At 56.9% G+C, this 13,912-nt stretch carries 11 protein-coding genes and 1 pseudogene; 7 read left to right on the plus strand and 5 right to left on the minus strand.

Annotation, left to right across the window (positions count from 1 at the left end; translation table 11 throughout):
• The first annotated feature begins 79 nt into the window (after positions 1–79).
• Both hrcA and Q1A75_RS02140 read left to right on the plus strand, forming a co-directional pair.
• Positions 80–1,153, plus strand: coding sequence for a heat-inducible transcriptional repressor HrcA (gene hrcA / locus Q1A75_RS02135; RefSeq protein ID WP_299547954.1), 1,074 nt, complete (start codon positions 80–82; stop codon positions 1,151–1,153).
• 3 nt (positions 1,154–1,156) lie between these two features.
• Entirely contained in the window at positions 1,157–1,720 is a 564-nt protein-coding gene (locus Q1A75_RS02140; protein WP_299547956.1) for a nucleotide exchange factor GrpE, read from the plus strand.
• A gap of 33 nt (positions 1,721–1,753) precedes the next feature.
• On the opposite strand, the gene mutS is transcribed toward Q1A75_RS02140, so the two are convergent.
• On the minus strand, positions 1,754–4,384 hold the full coding sequence (mutS, locus tag Q1A75_RS02145; RefSeq protein ID WP_299548176.1) for a DNA mismatch repair protein MutS: 2,631 nt from the start codon (positions 4,382–4,384) through the stop codon (positions 1,754–1,756).
• 121 nt (positions 4,385–4,505) lie between these two features.
• On the opposite strand from mutS, the gene Q1A75_RS02150 reads away from it, so the two are divergent.
• On the plus strand, positions 4,506–6,761 hold the full coding sequence (locus tag Q1A75_RS02150) for an NADP-dependent malic enzyme (RefSeq protein WP_299547958.1): 2,256 nt from the start codon (positions 4,506–4,508) through the stop codon (positions 6,759–6,761).
• Positions 6,761–7,636: a ribokinase gene (locus Q1A75_RS02155; protein ID WP_299547960.1), complete on the plus strand. Its 876-nt coding sequence runs from the start codon at positions 6,761–6,763 to the stop codon at positions 7,634–7,636. The genes Q1A75_RS02150 and Q1A75_RS02155 overlap by 1 nt, the downstream gene beginning before the upstream one ends.
• Here the strand turns inward: Q1A75_RS02155 and msrA are convergent.
• Complete coding sequence (msrA, locus tag Q1A75_RS02160; protein WP_299547963.1) at positions 7,633–8,292, minus strand: peptide-methionine (S)-S-oxide reductase MsrA; 660 nt, start codon at positions 8,290–8,292, stop codon at positions 7,633–7,635. The genes Q1A75_RS02155 and msrA overlap by 4 nt on opposite strands.
• A 122-nt stretch (positions 8,293–8,414) precedes the next feature.
• Here msrA and Q1A75_RS02165 point away from each other — a divergent pair, with 122 nt between their 5' ends.
• Positions 8,415–9,119 carry an HAD family hydrolase gene (locus tag Q1A75_RS02165; protein WP_299547966.1) on the plus strand — a complete coding sequence of 235 codons (705 nt, stop codon included), beginning with the start codon at positions 8,415–8,417 and terminating at the stop codon, positions 9,117–9,119.
• Here the strand turns inward: Q1A75_RS02165 and Q1A75_RS02170 are convergent.
• A complete protein-coding gene (locus Q1A75_RS02170; RefSeq protein ID WP_299547968.1) occupies positions 9,112–10,329 on the minus strand; it encodes an argininosuccinate synthase in 1,218 nt (405 codons plus the stop codon). The two genes, Q1A75_RS02165 and Q1A75_RS02170, sit on opposite strands and share 8 nt — an antisense overlap.
• 117 nt (positions 10,330–10,446) lie before the next feature.
• On the opposite strand from Q1A75_RS02170, the gene ilvA reads away from it, so the two are divergent.
• A complete protein-coding gene (gene ilvA / locus Q1A75_RS02175) occupies positions 10,447–11,673 on the plus strand; it encodes a threonine ammonia-lyase IlvA (protein ID WP_299547971.1) in 1,227 nt (408 codons plus the stop codon).
• Here ilvA and Q1A75_RS02180 read toward each other — a convergent pair.
• A complete protein-coding gene (locus Q1A75_RS02180) occupies positions 11,670–12,002 on the minus strand; it encodes an Hpt domain-containing protein (RefSeq protein ID WP_299547974.1) in 333 nt (110 codons plus the stop codon). The two genes, ilvA and Q1A75_RS02180, sit on opposite strands and share 4 nt — an antisense overlap.
• Before the next feature lie 149 nt (positions 12,003–12,151).
• On the opposite strand from Q1A75_RS02180, the gene Q1A75_RS02185 reads away from it, so the two are divergent.
• On the plus strand, positions 12,152–13,435 hold the full coding sequence (locus Q1A75_RS02185) for a SpoIIE family protein phosphatase (RefSeq protein ID WP_299547976.1): 1,284 nt from the start codon (positions 12,152–12,154) through the stop codon (positions 13,433–13,435).
• Here the strand turns inward: Q1A75_RS02185 and Q1A75_RS02190 are convergent.
• A pseudogene (locus Q1A75_RS02190) lies at positions 13,423–13,860 on the minus strand (NUDIX hydrolase). The gene Q1A75_RS02185 and the pseudogene Q1A75_RS02190 overlap by 13 nt on opposite strands.
• Positions 13,861–13,912: the final 52 nt, after the last annotated feature.

A 13,912-nucleotide genomic window follows, 5' to 3' on the forward strand; every position in this document is an offset into this window, starting at 1 on the left:
TGAAACGGGGATAGCCCCGGGCCGTGCCCACTGGCAACCCCGATTGACCTTTGTTTTCCGAGCCCTTTAATACCAATCGATGACCGACACACAGAAACTGCTGGACGAGATGAACGATCGCTCACGCGAGGTGTTCCGCCGCGTGGTCGAAGGCTACCTGAATTCTGGGGATCCGGTTGGATCTCGTACCTTGACCCGCGACTTCAGTGAAAATGTCAGCGCCGCCACAATCAGAAACGTGATGCAGGACCTTGAATTCATGGGCCTGCTTAACAGCCCACATGTCAGCGCTGGCCGCATCCCAACACAATTGGGTCTGCGCATGTTTGTTGATGGGTTGTTGGAAGTCGGGGTGCCGGACGATTCCGACAAGGAAAAGATCGACGCCACGCTTGGACAGAATGAACGTGATGTAGGTGGAATACTCGACCGGGTGGGCTCCGCGTTATCTGGTGTGACACAGGGCGCGTCGCTTGTGTTGACCCCAAAACACGAGGCTGAGATCAAGCATTTGGATTTCGTCCCGCTCGGACCTGAGCAGGCGCTTGTCGTCTTGGTCTTTGCGGATGGGCATGTTGAGAACCGCCTGTTCCAACCTCCGCCCGGTCAAACACCGTCCTCGATGCGTGAGGCAGCAAATTTCCTGAATGCAATGATCGAAGGCCGTACCCTGAGTGAGGTAAAGACGATCGTCCAGCGAGAGATTGTCGATCGCCGGCAAGAGATCGACGCGCTATCGCGCGCTCTGGTCGAAAGTGGTCTGGCCACATGGGAGGGCGAGGGGGGAGACACACCGGAACGTCTGATCGTCCGGGGTCGGTCCAACCTGCTCGACGAATCGACGCAAGCCGAAGATCTGGAACGCATTCGCTCCCTCTTTGACGACCTTGAACGCAAACGAGACATCGCTGAATTTCTGGACCTGACCCAAGAGGGCGACGGTGTGCGCATTTTTATTGGCTCAGAGAACAAACTTTTCTCACTTTCGGGTTCCTCTTTGGTGGTTTCCCCATATATGAACGCGGATCGAAAGATTATCGGAGCGGTTGGGGTCATCGGACCCACGCGGCTGAACTATGGCCGGATCGTTCCGATTGTGGATTACACAGCCCAGCTGGTCGGGCGCATGCTGACCGACCGCAATGAAAGGTGAAACATGGCTGAGCCCAAGAACGACGATTTTCTTGACGACATCGATATCGCCGCCGAAGAAGAATATGCCGAGGACATGGCCGAGATTGATGACGAAGCGATTGAGCTTGATCAATTACGTGCCGAGCGTGATGAACTGAAAGACAGGTTCATGCGTGCATTGGCGGATGCTGAAAACGCCCGCAAGCGGTCCGAAAAGGATCGGCGCGAGGCAGAGAACTATGGCGGGTCGAAACTGGCGCGCGATATGCTGCCCGTCTACGACAATATGAAGCGCGCGCTTGAGTCCGCGACCGACGAACAGCGCGAAGTCTCTGCTGCGTTGCTCGAAGGTGTCGAGCTGACAATGCGCGAGTTGCTGAACGTGTTCAAGAAACACGGGATTGAGCGTATTTCACCCGAGGTGGGGGATACTTTTGATCCACAGCATCATCAGGCGATGTTCGAAGCACCCGTACCGGGCACCAAAGCAGGCGAGATCATTCAAGTCTCTGCCGAAGGGTTTATGCTACACGATCGTCTGCTGCGCCCCGCGCAGGTCGGCGTGTCGTCCATGCCTGCCAGCTGAACGGCTCAAAGTACCTGAAAAACAAAGACGCGGTCAGGACTTGGCCGCGTCTTTCAGTTTGTAGATCATGTCGAGCGCTTCCCGCGGTGTCAGCTGGTCGGGATGGACGTCCTCAAGCATCTCCAAAGCGGGCGAATTTACTGTTTTCACGGGTTGAGGCGTTGGTGTGGCCGAGAACAGCGGTAGATCATCGATCAGGGTTTTCTGCGTCGCACCTCCTTCGCGTTCCCCACTCTCCAATGCATCCAGAACGACGCGCGCGCGAGCAATCACGGCCGGGGGAAGCCCGGCCAATTGTGCGACCTGCACGCCGTAGGATCTGTCTGCCGCCCCGCGCTTCACCTCATGCAGGAAAATGACCTCGCCATCCCATTCCTTGACCGAAACCGTTGCATTCTCGACCCCGTCCAGCTTGCCAGCCAGTGCCGTCATTTCGTGATAATGCGTTGCGAACAACGCGCGTGACTTGTTCACGTCGTGCAGATGCTCCAGCGTCGCCCATGCAATCGATAACCCGTCATAGGTGGCTGTTCCGCGTCCGATCTCGTCCAGAATGACCAATGCACGATCATCTGCCTGGTTCAGGATCGCAGCTGTTTCCACCATCTCGACCATGAAAGTGGACCGTCCGCGTGCCAAGTCATCAGATGCGCCCACACGGCTGAAAATTTGGCTGACCAGACCGATATGCGCGGATCGCGCCGGAACGAAACTGCCCATCTGTGCGAGGATCGCGATCAAGGCGTTTTGCCGCAGGAAGGTCGACTTACCAGACATGTTTGGTCCGGTCAGAAGCCATACAGCTGCTGCATCATCGGCATTCAACTCGCAATCGTTGGCGATAAAGGGTGTTCCGCCTTGTCGTGACAGCGCATGTTCGACAACCGGATGGCGTCCACCGTCGATTTCGAATGCACGCGAGGTGTCGAGATCGGGTTTGCACCAGTTCTGTGACACAGCGAGATTGGCAAGCGCTGTCGCCAGATCAAACTCGGCCAGCGCGCGTGCTGTTTGGCTGATATGGGCCGCCTGATCCAAGATCAGTGATTTCAGCCCTTCGTAGAGACGTTTTTCAATTTCAAGCGCTCTGCCACCAGCGTTCAGAATTCGGGTTTCTAGGTCGGACAGCTCGACCGTTGTAAAGCGCACCTGATTTGCAGTTGTCTGACGATGGATGAAAGTTTCGTTCAGCGGTGCCGACATCATCTTGTCCGCATGGGTGGCTGTCACTTCGATGAAGTAGCCAAGCACATTGTTATGCTTGATCTTGAGCGACTGCACGCCCGACTGTGCGGCGTAGTCCTTTTGCATCTTGGCGATGACAGATCGACCTTCGTCCCGCAATTGGCGCGCTTCGTCCAAGTCCTGATCACAACCTGTCGCGATGAATCCACCATCGCGGGCCAACAAGGGTGGATCTGCCACCAGGTCGTTCTCAAGGCGATCAATCAGGTCTGCGTGACCTGCCAGATCCTTGAACGCACTTTTCAAAAGTGATGGGAGTTCATTTGGTTGGGTATCGAACAATGCCTGCGCCTGACCCAGACCGTTGCGTAGGGCGGCAAGGTCGCGCGGCCCACCTCGATCCAGAGATAGCCGGGACAGGGCACGGTCCATATCGGGCACACGCTTCAATGAATCCCGTGTGGTTTGGGTGAAACTTGTCCCTTCGGCACAATATGCAACTGCATCCAGACGATCCGAAATCGTCTCCAGGATGCGTGAAGGCGAGGCAAGGCGCCGTTCAAGCAATCGCGCGCCTGCCGCCGTCACCGTTTGGTCGATGACAGAAAGCAACGATCCGCTTCGGCCGCCGGACAATGCGGATGTCAGCTCGAGATTGCGGCGAGTCGCGGCGTCGATCTGCACCGTTCGGGTCTGTACCTCCTGCCGCGGCGGGCGAAGCAGGGGCAATTTGCCTTTCTGCGTGATTTCAAGATACTCGACCAGCGCCCCCATTGCACCGACTTCGGCCCGCGCAAAGGTCCCAAACGCATCAAGGGTCTGGACGTTGAACAGCGCGCCCAGCCGATCCGCGCCAGCCGAGCTGTCAAAAGCGGCGCCCCCGAGTGTCGTGATCGCAATGCCAAACTCCTCGACCAAGGGGCGCAACCCTGCCTCTTTTGCATCGGTGACGATCAGCTCGGAGGGTGCGAGACGAGCCAATTCAGGCCCTAACAAGGCCAAATCAAGCGACATAACTGAAAACGCACCGGTCGAAATATCCACCCAAGCCAGCGCACCTTGACCCCTTACATCGGCGAATGCCGCGAGGAAATTGTGTCGCCGCGCTTCAAGCAGCGTATCTTCGGTCAGGGTGCCAGGCGTCACCAATCGCACCACGTCGCGCTTCACGACGGATTTCGAACCGCGCTTTTTTGCCTCTGCCGGGCTTTCCATCTGTTCGCACACGGCGACGCGAAACCCTTTGCGGATGAGGGTGAGCAGATATCCTTCGGCGGAATGAACAGGAACACCACACATCGGGATGTCCGCGCCGTCATGCTTGCTGCGTTTGGTCAGTGCGATGTCCAACGCTTCGGCCGCCGCGACCGCGTCGTCAAAGAACATCTCGTAAAAATCGCCCATCCGATAAAACAAGAGCGCACCGGGATGCGCCGCCTTGATCTCAAGATATTGCGCCATCATCGGCGTGACTGACATGACATCCCCCTGTTCGTCGCGCGACATTACAAACGGTGTGACCCGAGGAAAAGCCAAAGTCGATTGAGGCGCGGCATCCGGCAGGTTAAGACGCCATGGTGTCACGGGAGGACAGCCGCACATGAGCAAGACAAAGGTCACGCCGGAAGACGCATTGGCATTCCACATGGAACCCACGCCCGGCAAATTCGAGATTCAGGCCACTGTGCCCATGACCACACAACGCGATCTGAGCCTTGCTTACAGCCCGGGCGTTGCCGTGCCATGTGAGGCGATCGCCGAAAACCCCGAGACGGCTTACGACTACACCAATAAGGGCAACCTTGTTGCCGTGATCTCAAACGGGACCGCTGTACTGGGTTTGGGCAATCTGGGGGCGCTGGGGTCCAAGCCGGTGATGGAAGGGAAGGCGGTTCTGTTCAAGCGCTTCGCCGACGTGAATTCCATCGATATTGAACTGGATACCGAAGACCCGGATGCGTTCTGTCAGGCGGTCAAGCTGATGGGGCCGACCTTTGGCGGCATCAACCTCGAAGACATCAAGGCGCCTGAATGTTTCATCATCGAACAGCGCCTGAAGGAAGAGATGGATATTCCTGTCTTCCACGACGATCAGCATGGTACCGCAGTGATCTGTGCGGCGGGATTGATCAACGCGCTGCACATCTCGGGCAAGAAGATCGAGGATGTGAAGATCGTTCTGAACGGGGCAGGGGCTGCAGGGATCGCGTGTATCGAGCTGTTGAAATCCATGGGCGCACGGCACGAAAACTGCATTGTTTGCGATACTAAGGGCGTCATCTACCAAGGTCGGACCGAGGGGATGAACCAGTGGAAGTCAGCCCACGCGGTCAAAACTGAACTGCGCACGCTCGAAAGCGCCATGAAGGGCGCAGACGTGTTTCTGGGCGTGTCTGTCAAAGGGGCGGTGACGCCTGCAATGGTCGAAAGCATGGGCGACAATCCGGTCATCTTTGCAATGGCAAATCCTGATCCCGAGATTACACCCGAAGAGGCGCATGAGGTGCGGATGGATGCCATCGTTGCCACCGGGCGCAGCGACTATCCGAACCAGGTCAACAACGTGCTTGGGTTCCCCTACCTGTTCCGCGGCGCGCTCGACATCAATGCGCGCGCTATCAATGACGAGATGAAGATTGCCTGTGCCCACGCTCTTGCTGCTTTGGCGCGCGAAGATGTGCCGGACGAAGTTGCGCTGGCCTATGGTAAATCCCTATCCTTTGGACGGGATTACATCATTCCCACGCCCTTTGACCCCCGCCTGATCCACCGCATTCCGCCTGCCGTAGCCAAGGCGGGGATGGATACCGGGGCTGCCCGCCGTCCGATCATCGACATGGAAGCGTATGAACTTAGCCTTAAGTCGCGCATGGATCCGACGGCCAGCATCCTGACCGGGATTAACGCTCGTGCCCGTGCTGCCCAAGCGCGCATGATTTTTGCCGAAGGCGATGACCCACGCGTGTTGCGTGCCGCCGTGATGTATCAGCGCAATGGATTTGGCAAGGCGCTGGTTGTAGGTCGGCAGGATGACGTTAAAGCCAAGTTGGAAGCGGCCGGTTTGGGTGACGCAGTGCGTGAGTTGGATGTGGTCAATGCTGCAAACACCACGCATCTCGATTCCTACAAGTCGCATCTGTATGACCGTCTGAACCGCGGCGGGTTCGACCGGCAGGATATCCACCGGCTTGCCGCGCGAGACCGTCACGTGTTTGCGGCTCTCATGCTGGCACACGGACATGGCGACGGGATTGTGACGGGTGCGACGCGCAAGTCCGCGCATATTCTGGATCGCATCGGGCACGTTTTTGATGTGGGCGAGAAAAGCAAAGCCGCGGGTGTCACCGCGCTTATTCACAAGGGGCGCATTGTCTTCATCACGGATACGCTTGTGCACGAGTGGCCGGATGAAGAGGACCTTGCTGACATCGCCGAACAAGCTGCCGTGGTGGCCCGAAACATGGGGCTTGAACCGCGCGTCGCCTTCGTCAGTTTTTCGACCTTTGGCTACCCTGTGTCTGAACGGGCGGAGAAGATGCACAAGGCGCCAGTCGTGTTGGATCAGCGCGGTGCGGATTTTGAATACGAAGGCGAGATGACCGTCGATGTTGCTCTGAATGCTCAGGCGCAGGCGGCCTATCCCTTCTCGCGCCTGACAGGACCGGCCAACATTCTGGTTGTGCCTGCGCGTCACTCGGCCAGCATTTCGGTCAAGTTGATGCAGGAAATGGGCGGGGCTACGGTGATTGGCCCGATCCTTGCGGGGGTTGGCGGATCGATCCAGATCTGTTCGTCTGTTTCGACCGCAAATGATATCCTCAACATGGCCGTTCTGGCCGCGTGCAAGGTGGGCTGATGGCGGTCTGGAACCTCGGATCAATCAACATCGACAACGTGTATCGCGTGCCCCATTTGCCCGCGCCAGGAGAGACGTTGGCCGCCAATGAGTTCAGCCAGGGGTTGGGTGGCAAAGGGGCGAATATGTCTGTCGCCATCGCCCGGGCCGCCGCGCGCGTGGCGCATATCGGTGCTGTTGGGGTGGATGGTAAATGGACCGTCGAACGGCTTATGGAATACGGAGTCGACACACGCCGGATCAAGGTGTTGCAAGATCAATCCACGGGGCACGCAAACATAGCGGTTGCAGATGATGGTGAGAACCAGATCGTTCTGTTTTCAGGCTCTAATAGGGCAATTACAGACGATATGGTGGGTGCTGCATTGGCCGAAGCATCGCTTGGTGACACGTTTCTGACCCAGAATGAAACCAACCGGCAACGCACTGCCGCAGAGATGGCTAATAGGTTGGGACTAAAGGTTGTCTATGCTGCCGCGCCATTTGATTCTGGTGCGGTGCAAGATGTTCTGCCCTTCGTTGACTTACTTGTGCTGAACGAAATTGAGGCGCAGCAGCTCGAAGCAAGCCTGGGCAAGCCACTGACGGCGCTGGGTGTGGAAGACATCGTGGTTACTTTGGGCGCTGATGGGTGCCATTGGTTGAACGCGGCGGGGGATCAAATCCATATCCCCGCCATTCCGGTAACGCCAGTGGACACAACAGGCGCTGGCGATACCTTTACTGGATATCTGGTTGCTGGTCTGGATCGCGGGATGCCCATGCGGCAAGCCCTTGGGCTTGCGACACAAGCGGGGGCGTTGATGGTCACACGTCTTGGCACTGCAGATGTGATCCCCGATCTGAAAGAGATCGAAGACGCGAAGCTGGCTTAACTGCCAGCAAACGCCGCTGCGTCACCCCAAAGCTGCGTCACCCGGGCATCCCGACCACAGGCCTCGCGATAGGCCTTGTAGGCATTGGCTTTGGATTTCGGTCCAAACCGGGTCAGGATCAGGCCCGATTGCTTGTAGTAATCCTGATGATATCCGTCCGCCGGGTAGAATTCCGCCGCACCTAATACTGGCGTCACGATTGTCTGACCCAGTGCGGATTGTGCTTCAGCCTTGGCGGCTTCGGCAGCTGCTTTTTGGCCGGGCGTTGCAAAGATTGCCGTTCTATAACTGTCGCCCCGATCGCAAAATTGGCCACCTGCATCCGTCGGATCGACTGAACGAAAGAACAGATCGTACAGCGTTTCTGCAGATACTTTTGCGGGGTCATAGGTGATTTGAACGGCCTCGTAATGGCCGGTACCGCCTTTGACGACCTGCTTGTATGTCGGGTTTGCGACTTTGCCGCCGGCGAACCCCGATACGGCCTCGGTCACACCATTCACCTTCTCGAAATCGGCCTCAACACACCAGAAACAGCCGCCTGCGACGGTGATTGTCTCCAATTGTTGGGCGTGTCCAACCTTGGATTGGGCGAATAGCCCAATGGCGATCATCAGGCTCAGGGATACAGTTTTGAACGTGCGAAGCGATGTCATGCCATGTCTCCTCTTTGCCAACAGACTGACTTGACCGTCACACACTCTCAACTCACAGGACAGAGAGGTCGCGCAAGCGTGAGGTTGTTTACCAAACGGTCAAACCCACCTAGCGTCGCAATATGACGATACGAATTGCCATGTGGTCAGGGCCCCGCAACCTGTCAACCGCCATGATGTACAGCTTTGCCGCGCGCGGCGATTGCCGGGTGGTGGATGAACCATTTTATGCGGCCTATCTGGATCAGACCGGTGCTTGTCACCCAATGCGTGATGCGGTTTTGAGGTCGCAGGACCGAGACCCCGAACGGGTCGCTGAAACGCTTATTTCCCCTGTGTTAGAGCCTGTTTTCTATCAAAAACACATGGCCCATCACATGTTGCCCGGTTGGAACGATGCGTGGATGGCAGCCGTCCAACATGTTTTTCTGATCCGTCATCCGGCGCGTGTGGTAGCCAGCGATGCGCGCAAGCGCGAAGCGCCCGTGCTTGACGATCTGGGGTTCGTTCAGCAGACGCAGATTTTTGATCAGGTCGGGGGCGGGGTGGTTGTGGATTCAAGCGATATCCGCGCCGATCCAAGCGACATGTTGCCGAAGCTTTGTAACAAGATTGGCGTGCCCTGGACTGAAAACATGCTGTCCTGGTCTGCCGGGGGTCACTCTGGGGACGGCATTTGGGCCGCGCATTGGTACAACGCCGTGCACGCCTCAACCGGGTTTGATGGTGCTGAAGGGATCTTGCCGGTGTTGGAAGGTGCCTATGCTGATCTGGTGGATGCGGCGATGCCCCATTACGAGGCGCTCGCCGCACACAAGATCACTTGAGCCTACGGTCGCGTGCGGCCAGCAGTTTCAGACGCAGGGCGTTCAGCTGAATGAAGCCTGCCGCATCTTTTTGATCGTATGCACCCGCATCATCTTCGAAGGTCACGTGCGCCTCAGAATAGAGCGAATGATCTGACCACCGGCCAACCGTGCGCGCCAGACCTTTGTAAAGCTTCAGGCGGACAGTGCCGGTCACATGTTCCTGGCTTTTGTCGATCAACGCTTGCAGCATCTCGCGCTCGGGCGAGAACCAGAAGCCGTTGTAGATCAGCTCGGCGTAGCGCGGCATCAACTCGTCCTTGAGGTGTGCGGCGCCCCGGTCGAGTGTGATCTGTTCGATCCCGCGATGTGCCTCCAGCAGGATGGTCCCACCCGGTGTTTCGTAGATGCCGCGGGACTTCATACCCACGAACCGGCCTTCGACCAGGTCAAGGCGACCAATGCCGTGCTTGCCGCCCAGCTCGTTCAGCTTGGTCAGAACAGTGGCCGGAGACATCGTTTCGCCGTTGATAGAGACTGCATCACCCTTTTCGAACCCAACTTCGATATACTCGGGCGTGTCGGGTGCATCCTCGGGGTTCACGGTGCGCTGATAGACGTAGTCCGGTGCGTTTTCCGACGGGTCTTCGAGCACTTTGCCTTCGGACGAGGTGTGCAGCAGGTTTGCATCCACGCTGAATGGTGCTTCGCCCCGTTTGTCTTTCGCAATCGGGATCTGGTTCTTTTCGGCAAAGTCGATCAGCTTCGTTCGGCTGGATAGATCCCATTCGCGCCACGGCGCGATTACTTTGATGTCGGGGTTCAGGGCATAAGCCGCCAGTTCGAACCGCACCTGGTCGTTGCCTTTACCGGTGGCCCCGTGGGCAACGGCGTCGGCACCCTCAGCCGCAGCAATTTCGACCAGACGCTTTGAGATCAGCGGACGGGCGATGGAGGTACCCAGCAGGTACAGTCCCTCATACAGAGCGTTTGCACGGAACATTGGGAAGACGAAATCGCGCACGAACTCTTCACGCACATCCTCAATGTAGATAGAGGACGCGCCCATCATCTCGGCCTTTGCACGAGCGGGTTCAAGTTCTTCGCCCTGACCGAGATCGGCGGTAAAGGTGACAACCTCACAGCCATATTCCGTCTGCAGCCATTTCAGAATGATCGAGGTATCAAGGCCGCCGGAATAGGCCAGCACGACTTTCTTGGGTGCGCTCATCGTTCTTTGTCCCTTGCAAGAGTTGCGTGCCGATAGCTGTTTTGCGGCACAGGGGCAAGATTGACCCGTGCTGTCCGCGCCGCTACGTCAATGGGATTGTCGCAAAGGGGTCAAAACATGAGCTTTCAGGATAATGCGCGCGCCGGTGCTGTGGCCATGCGAGCCGTTTTCCCGCCCACTCCCTTGTTGCGGAATGAGGTGCTTTCGGATCGGTACAATGCCGATATCTGGCTGAAGCGCGAGGATCTGAGTCCGGTACGTTCGTACAAACTGCGTGGCGCATTCAATGCCATGCGGAAGGTGATGCAAGACGGTGCAGTCTTTGTTTGTGCCAGTGCCGGCAATCACGCCCAAGGCGTCGCGTTCATGTGCAAGTATTTCGGGGTGCGCGGCGTGGTTTTCATGCCAGTTACCACGCCGCAGCAGAAGATCATGAAAACTCGGCTGTTCGGCGGTGATCATGTTGAGGTGCGTCTGACCGGCGACTATTTCGACGACACGCTTGCGTCGGCCCAGGCATTTTGTGCCGAGGCAGGCGCGCATTTTCTATCCCCCTTCGACGATGACGATGTGATAGAAGGGCAGGCATCCGTTGCGGTCGAGATAGAAGAGCAATTGGGTCGCGCTCCGGATCATATCATCTTGCCTGTTGGGGGCGGTGGACTGTCGGCGGGCACGCGCAGTTTTTTCAAGGATCGCGTCGCGTACACCTTTGTTGAGCCATCCGGTGCGCCGTCACTGGCCAAGGCAATCGCCGCTGGCAGTCCGGTGGATGTATCTCCGATCAACAACTTTGTCGATGGCGCTGCTGTCGCGACGATTGGTGCGCGCACCTTTGCATGTTTGAAGTCCGCTGACCCTGCCGATGTCATCGATATTCCCGAAGATCGCATTTGCACTACCATAATCGACATGTTGAATGTTGAGGGCATTGTTCTGGAACCTGCGGGCGCATTGGCCATTGAGGCGCTGGGCGATGTAGCGGACAGGCTTCAAGGGAAAACCGTGGTGTGCGTGACATCCGGCGGCAATTTCGATTTTGAACGTTTGCCGGAGGTAAAGGAACGTGCGCAGCGTTACTCCGGGGTCAAAAAATACTTCATATTGCGCATGCCGCAACGCCCAGGCGCCCTGAAAGATTTTCTAAATATTCTTGGTCCTGAAGACGATATTGCGCGCTTTGAGTACCTAAAGAAGTCAGCCCGCAACTTTGGCTCTGTCCTAATTGGGATTGAAACACTTAGGCCTGAGAACTTTGACCGCTTTCTGGCCGAACTTGATGCTGGCGGCTTTACCTACACCGACATAACCAATGACGAGACGTTGGCCCAGTTCGTGATCTAGGCGGCCTGGCCCGATGACAACCCATCAGTGAACGCGGTTTTCGACGCATCGAAGCTGTTTAGGATCGCAGGTACGTCGACCTCTGCAGCTTTCCCCTTTGCCGACATCGCCTCGCCCTTGTGGCAGAGAATGGAAAAATCGGTGAAGCCGAGGTTTAGGGCACTGCCTTTGAGTGCGTGCAAGTCATCTTCGAGCCGGGACAGATCGGGCCCATCCCGTAGACCGTCGATAATGCCCGTCACCTCCTCGATAAAAAGCGGCACAACTTCTTCGAAGTCCTCCTCGCCTATTTCTGCACGTAAGGTGCTGACTCGTTCCCAATCAATCATGGTCGCCTCCAACAAATACGCCAGTCTTTGAACACAGGGAACCTTAAGGAATGGTGACCGTTAAAGGTTTAGGCAATCAACAACAGCGCTTCACCGGGTGTTAAGCGGCTTTGACTATCAAGCGTCCGAGCAGTTGGAATACACGGCAAATGAACGTTGAGTTGATCCAGCAGGAGGTGCCTCCTGCACCTGATGATACCGATGCGCCGCAGCGGGTGCTGATCGTTGATGACAGCCGTTTGCAACGCAAGATTCTGTCGAGTTCGGTCAAGCGTTGGGGGTTCGAAGTTCACGAGGCCGGATCAGCGGAAGAAGCGCTTGAGATATGCAAGGATACGCTGCCGGATCTGGTGCTGAGCGATTGGATGATGCCCGGCATGAACGGGCTGGAATTCTGTGACGCTTTCCGCAAGCTCAGTCAGGACCAGTACGGCTACTTCATCCTTTTAACGTCCAAGAGCGAAAAGGCCGAGATCGCCATGGGGCTTGAGGCTGGTGCCGATGACTTCGTCACGAAACCGGTTGATGCCAACGAATTGCGGGCGCGGATCGCTGCAGGCGAGCGTATCCTGCATATGCAGCGCGAGCTGACGGAAAAGAACCGGCTGATCACCGACACATTGGATGAATTGCAGCGCTTGTACGATTCGCTCGACAGTGACTTGCAGGAGGCAAAGAAGCTACAACAGTCGCTTGTTCGCGAACGCCACAGATCCTTTGACACCGGCGATTTGAGCCTGATGTTGCGGTCCAGCGGTCACGTCGGTGGTGATCTGGTCGGCTTCTTCCCGGCGCAAGCGGGGCATTTGGGCCTATTCTCGATCGATGTGTCAGGACATGGGATCAGTTCCGCCCTGATGACCGCGCGGCTTGCCGGCTACCTATCGGCGGCGGCGCCTGATCAGAATGTTGCTTTGCGGCGGCAAGACGATGGAACATATGCATTTCTACCTCCTGAACAGGTCATTGAAACGCTTAACGACCTTGTTCTTGATGAGATGGAGACAGAGCATTACTTCACCCTGCTTTTGGCCGATGTTGACTTGAACACTGGCCATGTTCGGATGGCGCAGGCAGGTCATCCGCACCCCGCAATTCAACGGCGGGATGGGGCGATTGAACAGGATGGGCCGGGCGGTTTCCCGGTTGGACTAATGTCAGGTATTTCATTCACGCAGTTCGAGGCCCAATTGCAGCCCGGTGATCGTATTCTCTTGTTGTCTGATGGCGTGACCGAATGCCCCAGCCTGAACGGCGATATGCTGCAAGAGTCCGGGCTGGAAGGTATGATGCGGGATCTCTCGGATGTGGCTGGGCCTGCATTCTTTGAAGCACTGCTTTGGCGGCTCAGCGATTTTGCAGGTGAAAACACGTTCCCGGATGATGTTTCAGGTATATTGTTTGAATATCGTGGTCCGGATCAGGTGAAGTAACGCCTTAAAAACATCCTGTCGCCGTCGTTGTATACTGCATCCATTGCGATATCTGGCGCCATCCAAGCAACTGTATGATCGGGCTCAATGGGATCGCCGAGGCGCATGACTGGTCGCGCGACGAAGATGTGGCAGACTTTTTCAGCCCAGAGGTCGTATTCGGGCATGAAGGTGAACCGCCGAAACGCGCCCAGCCTCCGGGGCGATCCAATCAGCTACCCCGTTTCCTCATAAACTTCGCGATGCAGGGCCTGCACGGCGCTTTCGCCAGGATCGATACCGCCGCCGGGCAACTGAAACTCGCGCGCAGGCGCATTTTGCAAGGTCAACAAAAGCGATGCACCTCGCGGCAGGATCGCATAGGCGCTGGGTCGGATTGTATACTTGCGTCCGGGGTCGGGCTGCTGACCAAATCGCCGGATCATGTGCCCCCCTTTCAGTTTCTGCTCGCTGCCTTATATACTCGCGATATGCCAA

The sequence above is a fragment of the uncultured Tateyamaria sp. genome (assembly GCF_947504105.1).
Lineage (GTDB): Bacteria > Pseudomonadota > Alphaproteobacteria > Rhodobacterales > Rhodobacteraceae > Tateyamaria.

Coding starts and splice junctions, on each gene's coding strand:
- msrA (WP_299547963.1), bottom strand. CDS start 8,292: ATGACATCGCTTCGCACGTTCAAAACTGTATCCCTGAGCCTGATGATC.
- Q1A75_RS02185 (WP_299547976.1), top strand. CDS start 12,152: ATGAACGTTGAGTTGATCCAGCAGGAGGTGCCTCCTGCACCTGATGAT.
- hrcA (WP_299547954.1), top strand. CDS start 80: ATGACCGACACACAGAAACTGCTGGACGAGATGAACGATCGCTCACGC.
- Q1A75_RS02155 (WP_299547960.1), top strand. CDS start 6,761: ATGGCGGTCTGGAACCTCGGATCAATCAACATCGACAACGTGTATCGC.
- Q1A75_RS02180 (WP_299547974.1), bottom strand. CDS start 12,002: ATGATTGATTGGGAACGAGTCAGCACCTTACGTGCAGAAATAGGCGAG.
- Q1A75_RS02165 (WP_299547966.1), top strand. CDS start 8,415: ATGACGATACGAATTGCCATGTGGTCAGGGCCCCGCAACCTGTCAACC.
- mutS (WP_299548176.1), bottom strand. CDS start 4,384: ATGTCAGTCACGCCGATGATGGCGCAATATCTTGAGATCAAGGCGGCG.
- Q1A75_RS02140 (WP_299547956.1), top strand. CDS start 1,157: ATGGCTGAGCCCAAGAACGACGATTTTCTTGACGACATCGATATCGCC.
- ilvA (WP_299547971.1), top strand. CDS start 10,447: ATGAGCTTTCAGGATAATGCGCGCGCCGGTGCTGTGGCCATGCGAGCC.
- Q1A75_RS02150 (WP_299547958.1), top strand. CDS start 4,506: ATGAGCAAGACAAAGGTCACGCCGGAAGACGCATTGGCATTCCACATG.
- Q1A75_RS02170 (WP_299547968.1), bottom strand. CDS start 10,329: ATGAGCGCACCCAAGAAAGTCGTGCTGGCCTATTCCGGCGGCCTTGAT.